The organism is Ruegeria sp. CDSB029 (assembly GCF_059611125.1).
Genome location: NZ_JBXWOX010000003.1, coordinates 185,264 through 207,315 on the forward strand (window position 1 = coordinate 185,264; position 22,052 = coordinate 207,315).

At 57.1% G+C, this 22,052-nt stretch carries 24 protein-coding genes; 20 read left to right on the forward strand and 4 right to left on the reverse strand.

The genetic code is table 11. The annotated features are described in order from the left end of the window. Nucleotides 1-100: 100 nt before the first annotated feature. From AC2FI8_RS05295 to AC2FI8_RS05320, 6 genes are read left to right on the forward strand one after another with little or no spacing between them, the layout of a single operon-like run. Entirely contained in the window at nt 101-2,131 is a 2,031-nt protein-coding gene (locus AC2FI8_RS05295) for a TonB-dependent receptor domain-containing protein (RefSeq protein ID WP_496777628.1), read from the forward strand. A 20-nt stretch (nt 2,132-2,151) separates the two neighbouring features. Further along, nucleotides 2,152-2,598, forward strand: a complete 447-nt coding sequence (locus AC2FI8_RS05300) for a hypothetical protein (RefSeq protein WP_496777631.1) — start codon at nt 2,152-2,154, stop codon at nt 2,596-2,598. Between the two features lie 28 nt (nt 2,599-2,626). After that, a complete protein-coding gene (locus AC2FI8_RS05305; protein WP_496777636.1) occupies nt 2,627-3,271 on the forward strand; it encodes a MotA/TolQ/ExbB proton channel family protein in 645 nt (214 codons plus the stop codon). Beyond that, on the forward strand, nt 3,261-3,632 hold the full coding sequence (locus AC2FI8_RS05310) for a biopolymer transporter ExbD (protein WP_496777638.1): 372 nt from the start codon (nt 3,261-3,263) through the stop codon (nt 3,630-3,632). The genes AC2FI8_RS05305 and AC2FI8_RS05310 overlap by 11 nt, the downstream gene beginning before the upstream one ends. Further along, nucleotides 3,629-4,024: an ExbD/TolR family protein gene (locus tag AC2FI8_RS05315; RefSeq protein ID WP_109313885.1), complete on the forward strand. Its 396-nt coding sequence runs from the start codon at nt 3,629-3,631 to the stop codon at nt 4,022-4,024. Before AC2FI8_RS05310 ends, AC2FI8_RS05315 begins: the two co-directional genes overlap by 4 nt. Further along, the gene (locus AC2FI8_RS05320; protein WP_496777640.1) at nt 4,021-4,833 is read left to right on the forward strand and encodes a cell envelope integrity TolA family protein; all 813 of its coding nucleotides are present in this window, start codon (nt 4,021-4,023) and stop codon (nt 4,831-4,833) included. Before AC2FI8_RS05315 ends, AC2FI8_RS05320 begins: the two co-directional genes overlap by 4 nt. Before the next feature lie 20 nt (nt 4,834-4,853). Here AC2FI8_RS05320 and AC2FI8_RS05325 read toward each other — a convergent pair whose 3' ends face one another. Beyond that, nucleotides 4,854-5,636, reverse strand: coding sequence for a FadR/GntR family transcriptional regulator (locus AC2FI8_RS05325; protein WP_496723569.1), 783 nt, complete (start codon nt 5,634-5,636; stop codon nt 4,854-4,856). Nucleotides 5,637-5,986: 350 nt separating this feature from the next. Between AC2FI8_RS05325 and AC2FI8_RS05330 the strand changes: the two genes are divergently transcribed. From AC2FI8_RS05330 to AC2FI8_RS05380, 11 genes are all read left to right on the forward strand, one after another. Next, the gene (locus tag AC2FI8_RS05330) at nt 5,987-7,036 is read left to right on the forward strand and encodes a TRAP transporter substrate-binding protein (protein ID WP_496723567.1); all 1,050 of its coding nucleotides are present in this window, start codon (nt 5,987-5,989) and stop codon (nt 7,034-7,036) included. Nucleotides 7,037-7,151: 115 nt separating this feature from the next. Continuing rightward, nucleotides 7,152-9,215, forward strand: a complete 2,064-nt coding sequence (locus AC2FI8_RS05335) for a TRAP transporter large permease subunit (protein ID WP_496723565.1) — start codon at nt 7,152-7,154, stop codon at nt 9,213-9,215. A gap of 12 nt (nt 9,216-9,227) precedes the next feature. After that, on the forward strand, nt 9,228-10,415 hold the full coding sequence (locus AC2FI8_RS05340; protein ID WP_496777641.1) for an alpha-hydroxy acid oxidase: 1,188 nt from the start codon (nt 9,228-9,230) through the stop codon (nt 10,413-10,415). 517 nt (nt 10,416-10,932) lie between these two features. Further along, nucleotides 10,933-11,025 (forward strand): hypothetical protein, encoded by a 93-nt coding sequence (locus tag AC2FI8_RS05345; protein ID WP_496777802.1) that lies wholly within the window; start codon nt 10,933-10,935, stop codon nt 11,023-11,025. Between the two features lie 97 nt (nt 11,026-11,122). Further along, on the forward strand, nt 11,123-11,287 hold the full coding sequence (locus AC2FI8_RS05350; RefSeq protein ID WP_496766918.1) for a hypothetical protein: 165 nt from the start codon (nt 11,123-11,125) through the stop codon (nt 11,285-11,287). Between the two features lie 149 nt (nt 11,288-11,436). Further along, on the forward strand, nt 11,437-11,628 hold the full coding sequence (locus AC2FI8_RS05355) for an IS66 family transposase zinc-finger binding domain-containing protein (protein ID WP_496767051.1): 192 nt from the start codon (nt 11,437-11,439) through the stop codon (nt 11,626-11,628). 1,420 nt (nt 11,629-13,048) lie between these two features. Next, nucleotides 13,049-13,495 carry a phasin family protein gene (locus AC2FI8_RS05360; protein WP_496723562.1) on the forward strand — a complete coding sequence of 149 codons (447 nt, stop codon included), beginning with the start codon at nt 13,049-13,051 and terminating at the stop codon, nt 13,493-13,495. 185 nt (nt 13,496-13,680) lie between these two features. Next, a complete protein-coding gene (gene dusA / locus AC2FI8_RS05365) occupies nt 13,681-14,718 on the forward strand; it encodes a tRNA dihydrouridine(20/20a) synthase DusA (protein WP_496723560.1) in 1,038 nt (345 codons plus the stop codon). Between the two features lie 40 nt (nt 14,719-14,758). Beyond that, the gene (locus tag AC2FI8_RS05370) at nt 14,759-15,583 is read left to right on the forward strand and encodes a sulfite exporter TauE/SafE family protein (RefSeq protein ID WP_496740484.1); all 825 of its coding nucleotides are present in this window, start codon (nt 14,759-14,761) and stop codon (nt 15,581-15,583) included. Continuing rightward, entirely contained in the window at nt 15,580-16,362 is a 783-nt protein-coding gene (locus AC2FI8_RS05375) for a hypothetical protein (RefSeq protein ID WP_496740483.1), read from the forward strand. Before AC2FI8_RS05370 ends, AC2FI8_RS05375 begins: the two co-directional genes overlap by 4 nt. Before the next feature lie 33 nt (nt 16,363-16,395). After that, the gene (locus tag AC2FI8_RS05380; RefSeq protein ID WP_496777642.1) at nt 16,396-17,124 is read left to right on the forward strand and encodes a SpoIIAA family protein; all 729 of its coding nucleotides are present in this window, start codon (nt 16,396-16,398) and stop codon (nt 17,122-17,124) included. Nucleotides 17,125-17,391: 267 nt separating this feature from the next. Here the strand turns inward: AC2FI8_RS05380 and AC2FI8_RS05385 are convergent, their stop codons facing one another. From AC2FI8_RS05385 to ccmI, 3 genes are read right to left on the reverse strand one after another with little or no spacing between them, the layout of a single operon-like run. Then, nucleotides 17,392-17,625, reverse strand: a complete 234-nt coding sequence (locus AC2FI8_RS05385; RefSeq protein ID WP_496740481.1) for a DUF1289 domain-containing protein — start codon at nt 17,623-17,625, stop codon at nt 17,392-17,394. 18 nt (nt 17,626-17,643) lie between these two features. After that, nucleotides 17,644-18,108, reverse strand: a complete 465-nt coding sequence (ruvX, locus tag AC2FI8_RS05390; RefSeq protein ID WP_496777644.1) for a Holliday junction resolvase RuvX — start codon at nt 18,106-18,108, stop codon at nt 17,644-17,646. Beyond that, on the reverse strand, nt 18,105-19,331 hold the full coding sequence (gene ccmI, locus AC2FI8_RS05395; protein WP_496777646.1) for a c-type cytochrome biogenesis protein CcmI: 1,227 nt from the start codon (nt 19,329-19,331) through the stop codon (nt 18,105-18,107). Before ccmI ends, ruvX begins: the two co-directional genes overlap by 4 nt. Nucleotides 19,332-19,527: 196 nt before the next feature. Here ccmI and AC2FI8_RS05400 point away from each other — a divergent pair, with 196 nt between their 5' ends. From AC2FI8_RS05400 to AC2FI8_RS05410, 3 genes are all read left to right on the forward strand, one after another. Further along, nucleotides 19,528-20,772, forward strand: coding sequence for a sarcosine oxidase subunit beta family protein (locus AC2FI8_RS05400; RefSeq protein ID WP_108860433.1), 1,245 nt, complete (start codon nt 19,528-19,530; stop codon nt 20,770-20,772). Between the two features lie 109 nt (nt 20,773-20,881). Continuing rightward, nucleotides 20,882-21,679 carry an FkbM family methyltransferase gene (locus tag AC2FI8_RS05405; protein ID WP_496777648.1) on the forward strand — a complete coding sequence of 266 codons (798 nt, stop codon included), beginning with the start codon at nt 20,882-20,884 and terminating at the stop codon, nt 21,677-21,679. Between the two features lie 19 nt (nt 21,680-21,698). Then, nucleotides 21,699-22,028 carry a sarcosine oxidase subunit delta gene (locus AC2FI8_RS05410; protein ID WP_109311456.1) on the forward strand — a complete coding sequence of 110 codons (330 nt, stop codon included), beginning with the start codon at nt 21,699-21,701 and terminating at the stop codon, nt 22,026-22,028. The last annotated feature ends 24 nt before the right edge of the window (nt 22,029-22,052 follow it).

The following is a 22,052-nucleotide window of genomic DNA, read 5'->3' on the forward strand; positions in this document are numbered from 1 at the left end:
ACAAGTCGCCAAAAAAGGCGATTCCAAAAATCATAAAAGACTGACCAAGCCAGCGCGGAGCAAGCATTTCCGGTCCTCTTAAAATTTCGAAGGGACAGAAATGCGTTCGCGTATTCAAAAGATGGGGTTGCTTGGTACGGTGTCGTGCCTGAGCATGGTAGCGGCTGGTGCTTCGGCGCAGGAACTGGATGAAGGCTTCCTGGGCACGCTGGAACTGGGTGAAAGCAAACGGGAAATCCCAACGGATACCGCCGTGCCGGTCACCAATATCGATCAGGAAGAGATCAACGACCGTCAGGCCAACACCGTCGCAGAACTGATTGACACGGTGCCCGGTGTGACGCTGGTTAACGGCTCGACTCCGCAAGGGTCGGGGATCAATATCCGTGGGTTCGGTGCTAACGGCACCTTTGGGACCGATCAGAAAGTACTGATCCTTGTCGATGGGGCGACAACCGGCGCGGAAGAGCTGTATCGGATCGGCAATCAGTTGTTCACTGATCCGCAGCTATACAAAAGCGTCTCAGTCATTCGCGGCACAGTAGGCTCGTTCGAGTACGGCTCGGGCGTTGTTGGCGGCGTCGTTCAGCTGGAAACCAAGGACGCGTCGGACTTTACTGGTGGTGAGCCCGGCTTCCGGTTCCGTCAAACACTGGAGGGGTATTCTAACGGGAGCGGATTTGCGTCCTCGTCGATCCTGGCCTGGCAGCCAAACCGTCAGACCGAGTTCCTGTTCAACTATACCTATCGCGATCAGGACGATCAGAAGGATGGGAACGGGGACACGATTGGCAACAGCGCGTTCACGCTGCCGTCGCTTCTGGCAAAAGGCAAATACAGCTTCGGTGACGACCTCGAACACTCGATCACGGCGTCCTACAACCAGTCGACGTCGGAAGAACGCGATGTTCCGTATGACTCGTTCGGCACGACATCGGATTCATTTGGCAACGTAGACCGCGATATCGAAACGAAAATCGGCATTCTGCGGTATCAGTACCGCCCGGCTGGCAATGACCTGATCGATCTGGACGTAAACCTTAGCTACTCGGAACAGGAAATCGACAGCTCTTACGTGCCCGGGTCGTCACGCCTGGAAGGAACGCCATTCTTCCCAAGCATTCGTGGACTGGCCGACGCGACGCACAACTATGAAACCACAAAGCTGACGATCAAAAATACGTCTTACTTCCAGACCGGCGTCGCCGCGCACGATCTGCGCGCTGGGATCGAGTTCATCAATCGCGAGCGTCTGGATGCGCCGTCGGCCCCCGGTGGTACGGATCGCAGGATCGCCTTGTTTGCAGTGGACGACATCCAGATCAGGGACGGGCTGACCCTTACTCCGGCGATCAGGTATGAAACACAGGATATCAAAGGCGACAGCGATGCGCCGACACCGCGCAATGAAAGCTATGACAACAACGCACTGATGGGTGGCCTGTCTGCACGATACGAGTTCGCCAGCGGTTTCGCCGTATTTGGCAGCGGTGCCTACACCGAAAACCTGCCAATCATCGACGATCTGGGCACGCCAGCATACATGACGCAGCCTGAAAAATCGCGCACATGGGAAGCGGGGTTCTCGTACAACCGTGGCGATGTTTTTGCTGCAGGCGACGTAGTTCGCGCCAAGGTAAATTTCTACAAGACAGATCTGTGGGACATCACGTCTTACGTATCTGGCCGGCCTTCGCGCCCGCTGCAGGAAGTTGAAACCAAAGGCGTTGAAATCGAGGCGTCGTATGCCAGCGCGGCTGGGTACTATGTCGACTTCAATGCAAACATCGTCAAAGGGACTGAAACCAGCTCGCTTGGCGTGGACTCACCATGGCGGAACGAGCCGACAGACTCAGCGCGGGTAACAGTCGGCAAACGCTTTGGCGAAACTCTGGACGTCAGCTGGGAGCTGTTCGGCGCCAAGTCAGGCACCGACTCAAGCGGAGATCCGGTTGCTGGCTACGGCGTGAACACCCTGCGCGCGACCTATCTGCCGCAAGAGGGCGCGTTCCAGGGTTTCGAAGTTCGCGCAGGCGTCGAGAACATCTTTGACAAGAACTATCTGCCGAACCTTTCGACCCGCAACTCACCGGGCCGGAACTTCAAGCTGACCCTGGCCAAAACCTTCTGATCCACACGAAAGGACCAGTCATGCAGACAGCAATCAAAAGAAATGCCCGGGTGGTCCTGCTGACACTGCTCCCAATTTTGGGGGCAGGGATTGCCAGCGCAGAGGAAACGCAAAAGCCCGACGGCGTATCAATCGAACTCAGCAGCGCCGAGGTAAAGGGCGAAAGCTGTTTGCTGAGTTTTGTCGCTGAAAACACCCATGACATCGATATCGACGGCGCAGTTTACGAGACCGTTCTTTTCGATGCTGAAGGTCAGGTGGCCCTGCTGACACTGTTGGACTTCGCCAAGCTGCCTTCGGGCAAGCCCCGTGTGCGGCAGTTTCAGTTCAACGACATGGCTTGCGATCAGATCAGCCGAATACTGATCAACGGTGCACAGGAATGTGTGACACAATCTGACATGGCCGATGCCTGCATGTCCGGGCTCACGCTCACCAGCCGCCTTAAAACGGAAGTGATTGGGTGAGGTTATGGGCGCAGTTATAAGTAAAATAATGGAAATTCTGGAATTGGGCGGGCCGGTTGTTGCCATCCTGATCGTGACCTCAATCGCAACACTTTCGTTGGTTCTGTACAAGCTGTGGCAGTTTCGCGTCGCAGGTGTCGGTCGTCATATTGAGCTTTCGCGGGCCATTCAAGCCTGGGATCGCAGGGACCTTGCCGAGACAAAGGCGCATCTGGGCAAAAGTCGCAGCTACCTTGCCCCGGTGATCGCGATTGCCTTGTCTGGTGAGGATCGCACCCTGTCCGAACGTACCGACGCCGAGGCCGAAGCGCGGTTTGCCCAACTTGAGCAGGGGTTCAGCGTCTTGGATATGGTCGCCCAACTTGCGCCGCTTCTGGGGCTTTTCGGGACCGTCTTGGGTATGATCGAGGCGTTCCAAACCCTGCAGGGCGCGGGTAATTCTGTTGATCCGTCGCTTCTTGCTGGTGGTATTTGGGTGGCCTTGTTGACGACCGCCGCCGGCCTTGCGGTCGCTATGCCGACATCAATGGTCCTGACGTGGTTCGAGGCGCGCATGAACCGAGAGCGTACCTTTGCCAACCGCGCTTTGAGAACTGTGTTTGCACCGGGCTATGCTGAGGGCGCGCCGGTGGCTGATCAATCTCCGCAACAGGTTTTCGCCCATGGCACTTAACGTCCGCAGAAGACGGCGCAAGCGCTTGTCGATGACGTCCTTGATTGACGTCATCTTTCTGCTGTTGCTGTTCTTCATGCTGACGTCGACGTTCTCCAAATATGGCGAAATCGAATTTGCCACCGCTGCCGCCGGAGGCACAGAAACAGACCGGACAATCCGTTTTGTCAAACTCGAAGCCAACCGCATTCTGGTGGATGGCTCTCCTGCCGCGTTCGAAGATGTGGCCGCGGTGATGGCAGCTGGTAAGCCTCAGACCGCGTTGATCAGTCTTGGACAGAACGCGACTTCGCAACAGCTGATTGATCTGCTTTCGGTGCTGAAAGGCATCGACCATTTGCGCGCGCAGGTGATCGGATGATTCAACTCAAACGCAAGGCAAAACAGGGTCGAGAGCCAACGATCGCACTGATCAATGTCGTCTTTCTGATGCTCATCTTTTTCATGATTGCAGGCACGCTTGCGCCGCCGCTGAGCAAATCGGTGAAGCTGGTGGAAACCAGTGATCTGGACGGTCGCGAGCCACCTGATGCGTTGGTCATTCGTAGCGATGGTTCACTGGAATACCGGGGCGCCGAACTGACTGGAGTTGAGGCGTATGTGGAACGCGCGTCGATCAACCTGCCGCTGGATGATGTTCGCGTCGTGCCGGACCGGGCTTTGCCTGCTGTTCGGCTGAAAGAGGTCAGTGATACCTTGCGTGCGCTGGGTGCAAAAAGGGTGTACGTGGTCACAGAAAGGGGTTTGCAATGATACCCAGATCTCGTGGCATAGCTGTTGCGGCTTTGGCGCTGGCCGCAGCCACCCATGTTCTTGCCCTGCATGACTTTTCCGCAGGTGAACCGGTGCTTGTCGAAGGTGGCGGGTCGGGCGAAGTTGCTGCGCTGGGGGATGCCTTCAAGGACTATGTGACGGGGGCCACCGCCTCGGCACCCGCTACTGCGCATCAACCGACAGTCGCACCGACACAGCAACAAACGGCGGTTAGCCCAACCTCTCAGGCCCAGGCGTCGGTTCCAGGGGCGATCAAGCATACTGTCGCCGACAGCACAGCGGCTGTCGCGGTGACCCATCGACAAGCATCCGCCGAAGCGCAAGAAGCAGTGCCGTCAGAGACCGAAGCCGTTGCGAAAACCCCGGCCATGAAACCAACGGATCCGACCAAACAAAAGGTCGATCAGGTTGCGTCGCAGGCAGGAAATTCTGAAAAAAGCGCCAGAAAAGGCAACGCATCGGGAAAAACCAGCAAAGGCGCTGCGACGGCCAAAAAGACAAGTTCCATAGCGGCTGGGCAAGGTAACGCTGAGGTCAGCAATTACAGAGGGCACGTAATGCGCAAGATCACCCGTGCCCGACGTAAGAACGTCAATATTCGTGGTGCAGTGTTGGTGAGATTTCGGATTGGCGACAATGGGGCGCTTGTAAGTGTCACCGTCAAGCGCAGTTCGGGGTCGAAACGACTGGATCAGGTGGCACTTGCGCAGGTACGCGCGGCAGAGCCGTTTCGGCCACCACCAACCGCAGCCCGTCGTGATTACATGATTGAGATCGTTGGAAAGTAAGAACGACTTGCGCTGCCCGATCAGAGTTTTGAATCAGACAGAAGGCGGCGCTTTTCAGCCATTGCCTCACGGCGGCGTCTTTCAATGCCAAGCTTGAAGGACTCTTCTACAAAGTCGATGTGGTCATACGCAGCCTTTTCCGCACGTGCTTCGTCGCCTGCGATGACCGCCATTCCCAGTTCGCGATGCTGCTCCATCAACAGCTTGCCCGTGCCGTCGATGGTCTTCAGAAAATCACGATTGTAGAACACGCCTTGCCGTGTGAGTTCGTAGATAGACGCCATCATGTGGATGAGCGTCGCGTTTTGGCTGGCGTCCACAATTGCGGCGTGCAGCGCAAAATCGGCTTCGCGTGAGGCCAATGCATCCTTCTCGTGCCAGGCGCGTTCATCCTCGGTTAGGATATCCGTGATCCGTTCCTTATCCGCTTTGGTCGCCCGTCGCGCAGCGAGTTTGGCGGCAAAGCCTTCCTGTTCGCGGCGGTACTCGAGATAATCAAAAAACGCTGGCTCATGGCGTTCATACAGCGCCAACAGGGCAGGGAGCATGGCGCTGCCCGTCAGTGCGGCAACAAATGTGCCTTCACCATGCTGTGTCGTCACCAGGCCGCGTTCTTCCAGAACGGCCAGCGCCTCACGCAGTTTGGGGCGGGAGACGCGAAGGGTTTCCGCCAGATCGCGTTCCGATGGCAGCTTGCGACCCTGCTTGAGAATGCCCGAAGCGATCAGGTCTTCAATCTGAGCCACCACTGCATCCGATAGTGATTCGTGCCCGATCGGTTCGAAAATCGCTGTCGTGTTCATCGTGGTTTACCCTTCTGAAAAAGATTCAGAACCCCTTTGGTAAATAAAAGTAACCTTTGAGTGTATGTTTTTCAATGCCTGATTTAGCGGAGAAATCTCTCGGATTGTTTGGATTGCAACTGGTTACCAGTAAACAAAAAAAGCCGGAACACGCGCCCAGACTCCGTCGGCGGCGGCTTTCTTAAGTCTAGGCGGTCTGGGTCGTCTTCAGGCAATTAACAATCGAACCATTGGTAAATAAAGTTGTTGACTGAAATGTTTGGTCAACTTTATTTACCAGTGTGGCGCGGAAAGATATCGCGTCACAAATTCATCGGACGCCAAGTCCGACCGACCCTGGAGGAGATTTCATGAAAAAGACCCTGACGAGCCTTGCCGTGGCTGCCAGCCTGATGGCGGCCCCTGTGGTTGCTGCTGACAAACTGCTGCTGAAAACCCCGATTGCGTTCTCGACCGAGCTTCCAGGGCTGGGTTCCCCGATCCCTCGTGTTGCCGAGCAGCTTGACCTGATGTCTGGCGGCACACTGAAGATGAAGGTCTATGAGCCGGGCAAACTGGTCCCGCCGTTCGAAATTCTGGATGCCGTGTCGACCGGCAAGATTAACTCGGGCTACACCACTGCTGGTTACTGGGCAGGTAAAATCCCGGCTGCGCCGCTGTTCTCGGCGGTTCCGTTTGGCCCTGAGGCGGGCGAATACATGGCGTGGCTGTATTACGGCAACGGAATGTCGCTGTACCAAGAGATGTATGATCAGGCGGGATACAACGTCCACGTCATCCCCTGCGCGGTTATCGCCCCTGAAACGTCCGGCTGGTTCGCGACCGAGATCAACTCCCCTGAAGATCTGAGTGGCCTCAAGATGCGCTTCTTCGGACTGGGCGGCAAAGTCATGCAGAAACTGGGCGTGGCGACCTCGCTGCTGCCGGGTGGTGAAATCTTCCCCGCGCTGGAAAAAGGCGCCATTGATGCGACTGAATTCTCGATGCCTGCCATCGACGCGCGTCTTGGCTTTCACAAACTGGTCAAGTTCAACTATTTCCCCGGTTGGCACCAGCAGGCGACCGTGTTCGAGTTGATGATCAACAAGGACGTCTGGAACGAAACCAGCGAGCAGCACAAGGCGATCATCGAAAACGCCTGTAAGGCATCGATGGCTGACAGCTTTGCCGAAGGTGAGGCCATTCAGCACGCAGCCCTGATCGACAACGTTGAAAACAACGGCGTCACCATCAAGCAGTGGTCGCCCGAGATGCTGGATACTTTCCAAGCGACCTGGGAAGACGTTGCTGCCGAAGAGGCCGCCAACGATGCCTTCTTTGCCAAGGTTCTGGCCGATCTGAACGAATTCCGCGACGGTTACGACCTGTGGAAAACCAATGCGTTCCTCCCCCGTCAGTAATCTGACTTACTGACGCGTCCGGGGCGGCGGGCTCCTCCGCCTCGGACTCCATCAGGATTTTATACCTGCATTCCCTTGACCGCGCTCGCGCCGGTCAACTGAGCGAGGATTACCCATGGCCACGCAAAAGACCCTAAGTGATCCAGTCGAAGCCTATGAAGGCATCCTGGAACATCCCGACACCGACCGTCAGAAGATCGCCGTTGCTATTGATACAGGTGTCAAAGCCGTTGGGCACGTAGTGATGTGGGCCAATGTCCTGTTGATGGCCGCGATTTTCAGTCAGGTCTCGCTGCGCTATCTGTTCAGCCAGAACTATCCCAAACTGGACGAGATCCAGTGGCACTTTTACGGCATCGTCACGATGATCGGCATATCCTATGCCTTGATCACAGACAGCCATGTGCGCGTTGACGTTTTGCACATGCAACTGTCCCGTCGCGCGCAGCGAGTGATAGAAGTGACCGGCATCCTGACCCTGCTGACTCCGTTCATCTATCTGATGATCGATCAGGGGTACGACTATTTTTACGAAAGCTTCCGCGTTAGCGAGCGCTCGGACAGCCCCACTGGTCTGCCTGCGCGCTGGGCCTTCAAGGCGGTCATTCCGATCAGTTTTGTTCTGCTGGGCTTGGCTGCGATGGCGCGGCTGATCCATGATGGGCACGCGTTGATGTACGGACCGGCATCAGAGCGCGATGGCGCATCGCTGCGTCGCATTCTGCTGGTCCTTGCTGTATTCGCAGCTGTCTGCGTTGGCCTGACTTTTCTGGTCGAAACGACCGAGGAAAAACTGGTCATCGCAATGTTCCTGACATTCATTGCGCTGCTATTTACCGGATATCCTGTGGCCTGGGTGTTGGCCGGGGTCGGCGTTGCATATTGCGGGCTGGCCTATCTTTTTGACAACGACTTGATGCTGTGGACGGGGCTTGAGAGCACGTTCACCGGGCTGGATTACCTGACGCTTGGCGCAGTGGTAAACCGTGTCTATGCGACCATGTCCAACGCAGTTCTGGTGGCCCTGCCGATGTTCATCTTCATGGGCCTGATGCTGGACGAAAGCGGCGTAGCCGAACGTCTGATGTCTTCGATGCAGCGCCTGTTTGGCACCGTGCGTGGCGGTCTGGCGATCACGGTCACGCTAATCGGGATCATTCTGGCAGCCTCTACGGGCATCATCGGTGCTTCCGTTGTGCTGCTGGGCGTTCTGTCACTGCCGTCAATGATGCAGCAGAAGTATCAGCCCACCTTGGCCGCTGGGGTGGTTTCAGCCTCTGGCACGCTGGGCATCCTGATCCCGCCGTCAATCATGCTGGTGATCATGGCAGACCAGATGGCTTTGTCTGTGGGCGATCTGTTCATGGCTGCGGTCTTCCCGGGCGTCATCATCGGTGGCCTGTACCTGACTTACATCTTCATCCTGGCATTGGTGAATCGCGATGCGGCTCCTGTGCCCGAGGGCGCAACGGCCCCAGACTGGGCCGCCGTGAAGGACGTTCTGATCGCAGTCATACCGACGCTATTGCTGATCCTCGCGGTTCTGGGTTCAATCTTTGCCGGTTTGACGACACCGACCGAAGCCTCGGGGATCGGTGCGCTGGGCGCGACGCTGTTGGCGCTGGGGTATCGCAAATTGACGTTCGCCAAGCTTTGGAACGTATTGGTATCGACTTTCAACACCACCGCCTACATCTTTGCGATCTTCCTGGGAGCGACCGTATTCTCTTATGTCCTGCGGGAACTCGGTGGGGATGAGTTGATTGAACATGTCGTGCAGTCCACCGGCTTTGGGGCCAATGGCACGATCCTTTTCATCCTGTTCATCGTCTTCCTGCTGGGCTTTGTGCTGGACTGGATCGAGATCACGCTGATCGTGCTGCCCCTGATGCGCCCCATCGTAAATGGGCTGGGCATCGACATCCCAGGTTTCGGTGTTCTGGATGAACCAGCCTTGGTGTGGTTCGTCATTCTGGTGGCGGTGACGCTGCAAACCAGCTTTCTGACGCCGCCTGTTGGTTTCGCGTTGTTCTATCTCAAGGGCGTCTGCCCGCCCGAGATAAAACTGACCCATATCTACAAGGGCATCATTCCGTTTGTCTTACTGCAATTGACCGGGCTGGCGCTTGTCTTCCTGTGGCCCACGCTTGCCACCTGGTTGCCATCTGTCGCCTATTAAGGAGGAAGAGACATGCGCCTGAAGGACTGCCATAACTTCCAGGACTTCCGCAGGCTGGCCAAGCGCCGCCTGCCGGGGCCGATCTTTAACTACATCGACGGCGGCGCGGACGATGAGGTGACGTATCGCGAAAACACCCGGACGTTTGAACGATGTGATCTGTTGCCCTCCGTTCTGCGCGGGGTGAAAGACGTGGACATGTCCGTCACGGTCATGGGCCAAAAGCTGGATATGCCGGTCTATTGCTCGCCGACTGCGCTGCAACGGTTGTTCCACCATCAGGGGGAGCGTGCAGTGGCCGCGGCGGCCGAGAGATTCGGGACCATGTTTGGTGTGTCGTCGCTGGGCACTGTTTCGGTAGAAGAATTGCGCCAGAAGCATAAGAACCCGCAGGTCTATCAGTTCTACTTCCACAAGGATCGCGGCCTGAACTCTGCCATGATGCAGCGCGCCAAAGAGGCGGGCGTCGAGGTCATGATGCTGACCGTCGACAGCATTACCGGCGGCAATCGTGAACGTGACTTGCGAACGGGATTCTCGATCCCATTCCGCCTGACTCTGGGTGGGATGATCCAATTCGCGGTCAAACCGATGTGGGGCATCAATTATGTCACGCATGAAAAGTTCCGCCTGCCGCAGCTGGATGAACATGTGGATATGGGTGGCGGTGCCAGCTCGATCGGCGGCTATTTCACCGATATGCTGGACCCGTCGATGGACTGGGATGATGTGGCCGAGATGGTGCGTGAGTGGGATGGCCAGTTCTGCCTTAAAGGTATCATGACAGTCGAGGACGCACGCCGCGCGGCTGAGATCGGGTGTACCGGAATCATCCTTTCAAACCATGGCGGTCGACAGTTGGACGGCTCGCGCACCCCGTTTGACCAGTTGGCCGAAATCGTCGATGCGGTCGGCGACCGTGTGGACGTGATGATGGACAGCGGAATTCAGCGCGGGACCCATGTGCTCAAGGCGTTGTCGCTGGGCGCCAAGGCGGTCGGGGTAGGGCGGCACTATCTGTATCCGTTGGCCGCCGCTGGCCAACCGGGTGTCGAACGGGCGTTGGGATTGATGCGGGCTGAGATCGAGCGCGATATGAAGCTGATGGGCGTTACGCGGATCGATCAACTGACGCGCGGTAACCTGCGCGTCCGTGAACCAGCGACGGATCTGGGCAAAGTGCAGCGGAACGCGGCATGACCAATAAAGCCCTCATAGCCAACTTCCGCGCCATCGTTGGCCCGCGCTATGTCTCAACAGACGCAGGCGCGACCGAACCGTTCCGCCAAGGATTCACAACGGTTGAGGGTTAGGCGCTGAGCGTTGTTCTACCCGGTACCCTGCTGGAGCAGTGGAATGTACTGCAGGCCTGTGTCGCCACCGAACAACGGGTGCCAAATCGTCAGCCTCCAGGATGATACGTTGTTTGTTTTGGGAAAGCTGGCTGATCCAGTGGGAAACATACCACAGTCTGTGATGATGCTCGTGGGTTGGGGATTGCAACAATTTTTGGTTGCTCGTTGGTTGATCTTATGCCGGCTTGTACCTCCGTTCAGCTGTACCCGTCCGGTGATCTCAAACTTACGCATTTGGTACAGCCGGTCTTTTTGCCAGCGGCGATTGGTTCCGGGGGCCGTTGTGGCCATTTTCTGAAGATCATCTGGTGAGATATCAGCTAGGGTCCTTGCTCTCTAAGCGGCTGGAGAAAGGCCGATTTATGTGGCCCGTAGCGAAGGATGGCAAGATCAGCGTGACGCTTGCGCACTCGTCGATGTTGCTGGAGGGCATCGACCGGCGGCTGCCGCAATAGACCTGACCGCGGCTCAACACGGAATAGATCAATAAACATAGGTCTTTTGTCCTTTTTAGGATTCACCTGGCTTCGCCGATCCAGTACATGATCAGCGATGCCGAATGACATTGACATCGGATCCAATGACCCTGCCGAACTGCGCCGAACCAAAGTGCTGCTGGCGGTCGAGGTCAACTCTCAGGCGTTGGCGATAGAGAAGCTCCAGCAACAACTGACTGGCCACAACCGGCATCGCTACGGGTCAATTTGGAGAACCTGATTCAGCGCTAACTTTCGTTCGAAGAAGATAAACGGATTTCAACGTGAGCCAAGGTACAGGCTGATCTCACGCCTACTGTTGAAGAAAGCAAGCCCACCCGGCAACACAGCCGCAAACCGTTTCCTGAGCATCTAGATCGGCAGCAGTAGATCCTTTCGCTAGGGAAGGAATGCACGCATTGTGGCCGAATACTGAAGTCTCTGGGCGAAGATGTGACCGAAGAACTGGAATATGTTTCGGGCCGGTTTGTCGTGAACTGTAGCGTCTGGCCCGGCAAGGCTTGTCCGGATTGTGTGGCTTTTATTCAATCCGCACCTCACTCGCACCCGATAGAACGCTAGCGATCAGGGCCAGGCTTGTCGGCCCATATACTGGCCTCAAAGTATGCGGACTACCTTCCACTCTACCCAGAATTAATACCACGATGGTATCGATCTGGAACGCTCGATCCTGACCGACTGGGTGGGCCAGTCCATTGCCGTGCTGGAACCACTGGCAGATGCCATACGAGCCTATAGTGTCACAGGGTGAGGCTGTTTTTGCTGATGATATGGTGGTGAAGACGCGGGCGCTTGGTCAGAAAAAGACCAGAACCGCGCTAGTCTAAACCTAGGTTCGGGATGAACGACCGTAGCTGGGTCTGTGCGCCAAAGATGCACAATCTGACAATCTGTCCAGCTTTGCTGGACGGGCTCCACTACGTCCTTGGTATCAGTTTTCTGTCGACCGGAGGGGGGAGAATTCCATTAGTCATCTATCCGGATACAAGGGTTGGATTCACGCCAAGTCTATTCGGGCTTCAATGGGTTGTTCGAAGAAAATACTGCCCGCGAGGTGACCTGATTGGCGCACGTCCGGCACAAGTTCATCGGATTTATGCTGCACAGGGTTCGGCAATTGCCAGGAAAGCCATCCGCCGTATTGCGAAGCACTACGTCATGAAAAAAAGAGGCGCGGGTCGGATCGCTTAAGTAACCATTCGGTGTTTGTTTGTGCATCATTGCAGCCTGTTTTGTTTTCAACGCATACGCGTTGTCCTTGCGGCATGGATACATCCTATGCTCAAACCATGATGATCATAGAGATACCTGCATCCAGATCGGCCGCGTTGTGGACAACAATCGCAGTTTCGTTCCCAACGAAATCCATTTGGGCGGATCAGGCGAACAAGAGGTGAAATCCACAATGACAATGGTCGGTCCATACCATCTCCGTAAAACATCAATGTGAGCCAGATCGCTCGACGCTATTTCGATTGAGGCTGAGGGTGCTGAAATTAAGAAAACGCAACACGCATCTTGGACCAGGAGAACTTGGCCCTGCGTACTCTGACTGAACCCGGCTTGTGTTGGGAATACCATTTTTAGGGTGAAATTAACTTTGGTGTTACCACGGATGGCTTCAGCCCGGTTCCTCATCTCAATTCATTCTTTAGGATCATAAGCAGGACGACAGGCAAACCAACCTCCTCAAATTCGTCATGAGGTGGCTAGCGCCCAACCGAAAAACCAGGTGTTGCCGTAGTCCCGTGTGCCGCGTTCCTAAAATGTAATAGAACGGTTGGGCTCACAGGGCGGACACGTTTAGCCGGCGTCGGTGACCTATGTGCAGGTTAAGGTAAGCGGTTGATTTTAAGGTATTTCGTGGAAGAATTCCGCAGTGCAGCAATAAAACTCTTGCAATGCTGCGGTGCGGCATCCATATTGTCCTCAAGCTGATGAAAACCGGGGTGGGCCCGGTTCGGCAAAAGGATTTAGAACAATGGCAAAGACGCAAGATTTCACCGCGACCCTGAAAGACGTTATGGGCGCGTTCCCCGTTGACACCACCGCTCTGGAAGGTGCTTTCAAATCGACCGCGACGCTGAACGAAAAGCTGTCGGGTGTTGCACTGGAAGCGGCTGAAAAGTCGGCTGAGATCTCGAACAAATGGACCAAGGACACCCTGGCCAAGCTGACCGAGATGTCGAAAGCCAAGGCAGAGCCTGCAGATTACGCCAAAGCGGCCACCGACTTCGCCAGCGCATCGGCTGAAGTTGCAGCTGAAAACATGGCAGCCTTCGCAGAGATCGCGAAAAAAGTTCAGTCCGAAACCGTTGAGCTGCTGATGGCAGCTGGCAAAGACGTCGCCGAAGACACAACCGCGGCCGTCAAAAAAGCCACCAACGACGTGACAGCAGCTGCCAAGAAAGCCGCTGCTGCCAAGTAAGCAAACGCCGCGAGGCGCACCCACTCTTCCCAATCGGTGCAATCGCGCAGGGCAGGTCGAAAGACCTGCCCTTTCTTTTTGTGCTGGAGTGCCTTTTAGGTACGCGTCTTGACCACAGCGCCCTTGGTTGCGAAACGCCGTCCGGTACAGTAAGCCACCTATTCAGTGTACACCGAGACCCATCCATGACCGCACCGTCAAACCCTGTTTCGCAGCGCCAACCGGCTTCCAAAGGCCTTGTCACCAAGGCCGCGAGGCTGTCGGTTGCGCCGATGATGGATTGGACAGACCGGCATTGCCGATTTGTGCACCGACTGCTCAGTCAGCAGACACTTCTTTACACGGAAATGGTAACCGCCCCGGCGTTGGTGCGGGGTGGCGCATTGCATTTGTTGGACTTCAGTTCGCAGGAACACCCCGTCGCGCTGCAATTGGGCAGTTCAGACCCAGAGGAAGTGTCGCAGGCGGCCCGGTTGGGCGCGCAAGCGGGGTATGATGAGATCAACCTGAATTGTGGTTGCCCCTCGGATCGGGTGCAATCGGGCACTTTCGGGGCCGTGTTGATGAAGGACCCCGTCCGTGTTGCCGACTGCGTTGCCGCGATGCGCGATGCGGTTGATGTTGAAGTCACTGTCAAATGCCGTATTGGGGTTGATGATCAGGATCCGGAACAGGTCCTGCCTGAGTTTCTGCAGGCCATTCATGAGGCCGGATGCCAGCGTGTGACAATCCACGCGCGCAAGGCTTGGCTGCAAGGGCTTAGCCCTAAGGAAAATAGGGATATCCCGCCCTTGGACTATGATCTTGTGCACCGGATGAAGGGGGCGTTCCCGGACCTGCATATCTCAATCAATGGCGGTATCACGTCTTTGAATCAGGCGAAGGCGCAACTGGATGCCGGATTGGACGGGGTTATGATCGGCCGCGCGGCCTATCATCAACCCACGGATATTCTGGCCGAGGCGGATGCCTTGATTTTTGGCGGCGGTCAGGTGGCTGATCCGATTGATGTCGTTCACAAAATGGTGCCCTATGTCGAAAACCACCTTGCCGGGGGCGGGCGTCTGCACCAGATCACGCGTCACATGCTGGGCCTGTTTGCCGGACGTCCCGGCGCGCGCGCGTGGCGTCGAGCCCTTTCCGAGGGCGCGGTCCACGACGGGGCAGGCCCCGAAGTGATGCTGCAAGCTCTGGACAGTATCGCGCCTTTGGCAGAGGTTTGACGAGAACGGAATACGGCCAAATGGCCGGTTTGGGGGGATGATGCCCGAGACGATGTTACTGGCCCAGATGTTGGGCCTTTTGCTTGTAATCGGGGCGCTGGCCGGTGTCTTGGCTGGCTTGCTGGGTGTCGGCGGCGGCATCGTTTTGGTGCCCGCGTTTTTCTATGCGTTCCAAACACTTGGATATGGCGGCCCACAGTTGATGCAGCTGTGTCTTGCGACCTCGCTGGCAACCATCATCATCACATCACTACGATCCGTCCTGGCGCATAACAAGAAAGGCGCGGTGGACTGGGATATCCTGCGCGGTTGGGGGCCGGGAATTGCAGTGGGGGCCATTGTCGGAGTGCTGGTCGCTTCGGCACTGCGAACCGAGGCGTTGCAGGCGTTGTTCGGCGTGTTGGGTATGGTCATTGGCGCATATCTGGGTTTGGGTAAATCAGAATGGCGGCTTGGTGATGCGATGCCAAAAGGCGTGAAGCGGGCCGTTTTGTCACCTTCGGTCGGGTTCCTTTCAGTTCTGATGGGCATTGGCGGCGGCAGCTTTGGCGTGCCGCTGATGAGCCTGTTCAACGCGCCCATTCATCGGGCGGTTGCAACGGCGGCCGGGTTTGGTGTGATCATCGCGGTGCCTTCGGTTTTGGGCTTCCTGTTCCTGGACATCGCGCCTGAACACCGCCCTCCGTACACAATCGGCGCGGTCAACCTGATCGCTTTTGCAATTGTTGTAGCCATGACGATGATCACTGCGCCCTGGGGCGTAAAGCTGGCGCATGCGATGGATCCCAAGCCGTTGAAGCGTGTGTTCGCGGTTTTCCTAACGCTGGTCGCCCTGAATATGCTGCGTAAGGCGCTGGGGCTGTGACCGATTTTTGGGACAAAGGTTGGATCAGGTTTCCGCACGACCCGACGCTTGCCCGATGGGTTGAACATGCTTTGCCGCAAGCCCGCGCCTCGGTCACAGATCCGGTCTATGCGGAATGGCTGGATTGCGAAGGCACATGGTTCATCGGTGTGGACGCGTTGGACAACGATCCAGAGGGCAGGGTGGCGCGATCGGACGTTTTGTCGGGAAAGGCCATGGACTTTATCTCTGAACACTATGGGCGGTTGCCACTGCACAAGGGGCAGGTCTCGGTCGTTTATCCCGGTTACCCCCGACCACGTCGCGGCGAGGGTGAAGCGGCCAGCAGATACCGGCGGAACCGTGATGCGGCGCATGTGGATGGATTGCGCCCCATGGGGCCGGATCGTCGACGCCGGGTGGATGAACCGCACGCATGGATTCTTGGCATCCCGCTGACCGAGGCCAGCACGGATGCCGCGCCGATGGTTCTGTGGGAGGGCAGCCACAAGATACTGGGGGCTGCGTTCGCACAAGCGATGAAAGGCCAACCAAAGGACAGCCTCCACTTGATCGACGTAACCGACATATATCAGGCGGCCCGTCGCGAGGTGTTTGAGACCTGCCCCCGGATCGAGCTGCCAGCAAAACCGGGTGAGGCCTATCTACTGCATCGCCACTGCCTGCACGGCGTCGCGCCTTGGGCCGAGGCGGCGACCGCTGGCCCGGATGGACGGATGATCGCCTATTTTCGCCCCGAATGCGCCGGGGGAGTAGCCGAGTGGATCGAATCCTCCTAACCTGTTGCCATTATTCAGGTTTGGAGATTTTCGATGATTACGGTTCACACGGATTCTGATGGGGCCCAGATCGAGGTCGAGCTGTCCGGCGAAGTGACAAGCAAAGACTACAGCGAGACATTGGTCCCCGCGATCGAAGCGGCGCTTGAGGCGCATGATGCGGTGCGTCTGCTGGCAATCGTGCAGCCAGAGTTCAAAGGCTATGATCTTGGGGCCGCGTGGTCCGATACCAAGCTGGGTCTCAGCCACTGGCGCGGGTTTGACCGTATCGCGGTTGCGGCTGATCAGGGCTGGGTACAGACAAGCATCCGTCTGGCCGCGCCGATCCTGCCATGCCCCGTTCATGTGTTTGAACTTTCGGAACTTGAGGCCGCGCGCCGTTGGATGCGCGAGTCTCTGGGGGCCATCCATGTGACCGATTTGGGCGGACCCTGCGTGCAGATCAGCCTGATGGGCGAACTGGACCCCGAAGAATACCAACAGGCTGAGCGTGATCTGGATACCTTGCTGAGTTCAAAGAACGAGTTCCGTCTGTTGATCGACCTGCGCGAGTTTGACGGCTGGCAGGGGCTGACCGCACTGGCCGCACATTTCCGCTTGGCCCGAGGGCATGTGGGAATGCTGGATCGCGCCGCCATAGTGGGGGACAAAGCGTGGCAACATATGGCGCAGCGTGTCGCCAGTCACGTTCTGGGTGCCCGCACGCAATTCTTCCCTTCTGAGGATTTCGAAAACGCAAAATCCTGGCTTGCGGCGGGGTAGGGCGATGCTGATCACGGCGCCAGTTCTCGCCTTACTTTACCATTACGTAAGGTTAATTTACCGACCGTTCAATTTTTCTTGATCGGTCGGTCAAAAATCGCTTAAACCTGAATCGTTCTTCCGCCTGACCACGTCGGAAGACCATTTTGCTGAAAGGCGCTGCTGTGGGTTGCCACTCACTTACGCATGTCTTCGAACTTGATCCCCCCTCGGAGTTCAGACCAACCCGCAGCAGCGCGAACTCAGCCTAAAAGCCAGAAGTGGATATCAGGATTTGTTCATGCGCGCCGCGCGTCCGCCGCGCCGTTTGGCGAGGCGTGGCTTGCGCGCGGGCAGATCTTCCATGATCTCAGCACGTTCATCGCTGCCCATTTTCGACCAGCGTGTGATCTCATCAATGGTGCGATAGCAACCAGTACAGATGCGCTCGGTCGGGTGCACGACGCATATCTGGATGCAAGGGCTTTCGACCTCGTTCCTTTTCCAGACCATGTTTGTCATCGGTGTACCCCGTCGCCCTTAAAGAAAGCGCAGCCTATCCAGCGCTCCTTGCAGAATATAGCCCGCCGCGACGTGATCGATAACCTGTCCGCGACGTTTTCGTGTCGTATCCGCCTCAAGCAGTGCCTTTTCTGCCGCTACCGTGCTGAGCCGTTCATCCCAGAATCCGATCGAAACTTCGGTCAGACGTGACAGATTTCGGGCAAAAGCGCGGGTCGATTGGCACCGGGGGCCTTCGGTTCCGTCCATGTTTTTGGGCAGGCCAAGCACAACACCACCAATCTCGCGATCCGCGATGATTTCCAGCAATCGGGCCGAATCCAGGGTAAATTTCTTGCGCCGTACGGTCTCAAGCGGGCTGGCCACGCCGCGCATCCGGTCGGACACAGCCACGCCGATGGTTTTTTCGCCCAAATCCAACCCCATCAGGGCAGTCATGGGTGACAATGCAGCGGCGAAGTCTTCGAATTCGTCATAAATCATTGTGCGATACCTGCTTGAAGCGCAGCGGCGTCGATGATTGCAAGGGCATCGGCATTGTCGGCAAAGACTGCCATGGCTTCGTTCCTGATGTCGATGGCGCGCTGTCCTTCGCCCAGAACCCCCAGTGCCGCGATCAGACGGGCCCAATCCTCGGGCGCGCCCCCTTCGGTAGCCAGCCGATCTGATAGCTGGTTGACCATGCCGCGGATCATCTCTTGCCTTTCTTCCGGGGTCAGCGCGGCCGCAGCCTCGACGTCTTCCTGGCTCGGGCCGGGGCCTGCCGGGGCTGACATCTCAGGCGCGTTGAACACGCCAGCGCGAAACGCCAGCTCATCCAGTTGGGCCAGAATTGCGTCGACCCATGGCGCGCCAGCTGGTGCGTTGCGCAGCGCGTCGGTCCAGATGCGATACCCGATGTCGGGGCGCCCGACCTGCACCATCATTTGGCCCAGATAATACAGTGCCGGACCATGTCGCGGATCGCGTTTCAACGCTTCGCGCAATGCAGCTTCGGCTTCGGGGGATACATATCCACCCGCCGACAGGATCATCATTTCGGCCAGATGCGAATAAGCATCTGCTGGGACAGCGTCACCGGACAGTTCGATCACGCGCTGCTGCGCCTTGTAAGCGGCCGGAAAGTTGCCTGCGTTCGCCTCGTGCTGCGCCAGCAGAATATGACCTTGCAGATCATCGGGACGCGCTTCGACGGTTTCACGCAACTGCTCCAAAAGCGCGGCATAGCTCTCTTCCAGCTGAGGCAAAGGCGCAGGTGTTGTGGTGGCCTCAAATTCAGCCTGGCTGGGGCGTTCCGCGCGCAAGTTTTCCGCCTGCGCAATACGCAGCGACAGGGGCTGATCCGGCAACCCCGCCGCACCCATCCGGTCATACATCCAAGCCGCACCGCCGACCAGGATAAGACCCACGGCTGCGATCGCGGTGACAGAGGCCCAAAGTGGCGGTCCCGGTCGAGTCGACTGTGCCTGCATCTGGGCGTCTGCGGCCAGAATACGACGTGAAATCTCCGTGCGAACACGCTCGGCGTCTGCTTCGCCGATTACACCTCGGGCCAGATCCTTATCGACGCTCGCCAGCTGTTCGCGATAAACCCGCAGGTCATACGCCGCTGCGGGTTCGCGTGCGTCGCGCGTTCGCAGGATGGAATAGCCCAGGAACACTGCAATCACAGCAGCGGTTAGGATGATCAGGACCCAGAACGACATGGTTTCTCCGAATTGGCTGTCCTGACTTAGACCTCTCGGCGGGTCGACAAAAGGGACAAATGGCCGCTGGTCGCCTTCATGTCGCAATAATGGGGCCTATGTCGCAATAGTGCGATATTATGGCGTTGAACGGCAGGGGCGCGCTAGCGTTACGCGGCATATCTTCGCGCAATCACCGAACCGGATGGATTCGCCTATGAAACACTATTCAGCCTTTGCTGTAGCGCGCGAAGCGTTGCGCTATCACACCGGATGGGAGCGCGCCTGGCGTTCGCCCGAACCCAAGAAGAAATACGACGTAATCATCGTCGGTGCGGGCGGCCATGGTCTGGCGACTGCGTATTACCTGGGTAAGAATTACGGCATCCAGAATGTCGCTGTGATCGAAAAGGGCTGGCTGGGCGGTGGTAACACCGGTCGGAACACGACGATCATCCGCTCAAACTATCTGCAGGACCCTTCGGCAGCGATCTACGAAAAAGCGCGCAGCCTGTACGAAGATCTGAGTCAGGAACTGAACTATAACATCATGTTCAGCCCCCGTGGCGTCATGATGCTGGCCCAGACTCAGCACGAAATTCGCGGCTATCAGCGCACGGCTCATGCCAACGCGTTGCAAGGTGTTCAGACCGAGTGGATCACCCCTGAGCGCGTTAAGGAGCTGGTTCCGATCATCAACATCGACGGTCCACGCTATCCGGTTCTGGGCGCATTGTGGCAAGAACGCGGAGGTACCGCGCGTCACGACGCCGTGGCTTGGGGATATGCGCGCGCATGTTCCGCAATGGGCATGGACATCATCCAGCAATGCGAGGTCAAGGGTGTCCGTTCCGAGAATGGCCGTGTTGTCGGTGTCGACACCACCAAAGGTTCGATTGACTGCGACAAGCTGGGTATGGTGGTTGCGGGCCATTCCGGTCAGCTGGCCGAGATGGCGGGATTCCGTTTGCCGCTTGAGGCGATTGCCCTGCAGGCGTTGGTGTCCGAGCCGATCAAGCCCTGCATGGACGTGGTGGTGATGGCCAACACCGTGCATGGTTACATGTCACAGTCCGACAAGGGTGAGATGGTGATCGGCGGCGGCACTGATGCTTTCAACAACTACACCCAGCGCGGCAGCTTCCATCATATTGAGGAAACCGTTCGCGCACTGGTCGAAACCTTCCCGATGATCTCGCGCCTGAAAATGCTGCGCCAGTGGGGCGGGATTGTGGACATGACCGGCGACCGGTCTCCGATCCTGTCAAAAACGCCTTTGGGCGGTTGCTTTATCAACTGTGGCTGGGGCACGGGTGGCTTCAAGTCGATCCCCGGATCGGGATGGGGCATGGCGCAGCTGATGGCCACAGGTCACTCACCGCTGACCGAAGCCTTTACGCTGGACCGCTTCAAAGAGGGCCGCTTCATCGACGAAAGCGTCGCGGCCGGGGTGGCACACTGATGTGTGGACTAATGTTAATCCCTGCATATTCCCCTGCACACAATAGTTGCGTTGCGATACCGTCAGATCGCGCTTGTGGCTTCGTTCGTTTGGCGCAAGGAGCACGGCTGTGAACCTGAACGACCTACCGACTTCCGTGCCGGGGCGACCCCGCAAATCCAAGCTTGCCATGCGGGACTTCCTGCTTGCCTGTTTGGATGCTCGGGCCGAGCACGTGCACGTTGTCCAAGTCGGTGCAAATGACGGTAAGCTGGAAGACCCGCTTTTTCGCTATTGGTCAAAAGACACTTGGTCAGGTGTGCTCATTGAACCGCATCCGGTGTACTTCCAGGAACTTGAGGGCTTGCATGGGAATAATCCAAACGTTGTCTTGGTGAACGCTGCGGTTTCTGAGACACCGGGTAAGATGGCATTGTATCATATGGATGAACGCCTGAAGAGCAGCTGCCCGGGATGGTTGCGTGGATGTGCCTCCGTCGAAAAAGGTCGAATGGAAAGCGCGGTGCAACGTGCCAATCGTAAACAGGGATTAACCATTCCGGAAAGCGCGGTTGTCAGCACAGAAGTGCGTACCAGACGTTTGGATGATATTCTGACTGAGCATGGAACTCGCAAAGCTGATGTACTTGTGGTGGACGTTGAGGGACACGAAGTCACTGTCCTAAACAGCGTCGACTTTTCCAGCCTCGAAGCCAAGGTTGCCTTGATCGAATGCAATGTTGGCAATCGTGAAGCCAAGGGATCGATCGTTTCCACATTGAATGCTGCTGGAATGATTGCGTATCAGATTGCGGATGACATTGTCGGAGTGCGCCCGAACGCCATCACTATCCCCATCGAAGCCATGTTCCACTTTGAAAACATGGTTCCATTGGCTGTCGAAGAACAGCCCGTACCTACTCAATGAAAATAGGTGTGATGAACAAATGCTGATCCTGAATTGCCCCTACTGTGGCGTTGACGCCGAAGAATCTGAACTATCCGCCGGAGGTGAGGCGCATCTGAAACGCTTCGGTCCCGGCTCGTCGGATGGCGAATTCCACGACTACCTGTTCATGCGTGAAAACCCCAAAGGCGTTCATTTCGAACGCTGGCGCCACAGCAACGGCTGCGGCAAGTGGTTCCACGCCGCTCGCTGCACACAAACGCTCGAAGTGTTCGGAACCTATTCCGCCCAGACCACCGAGCCGCCGAAAGAACTCAAGGACGCGATCACTGCAAAGCGTCCTGGCTGGACGTGGAGAGAGTACGAATGATCCACGCTGCCATCCCTAATTCCG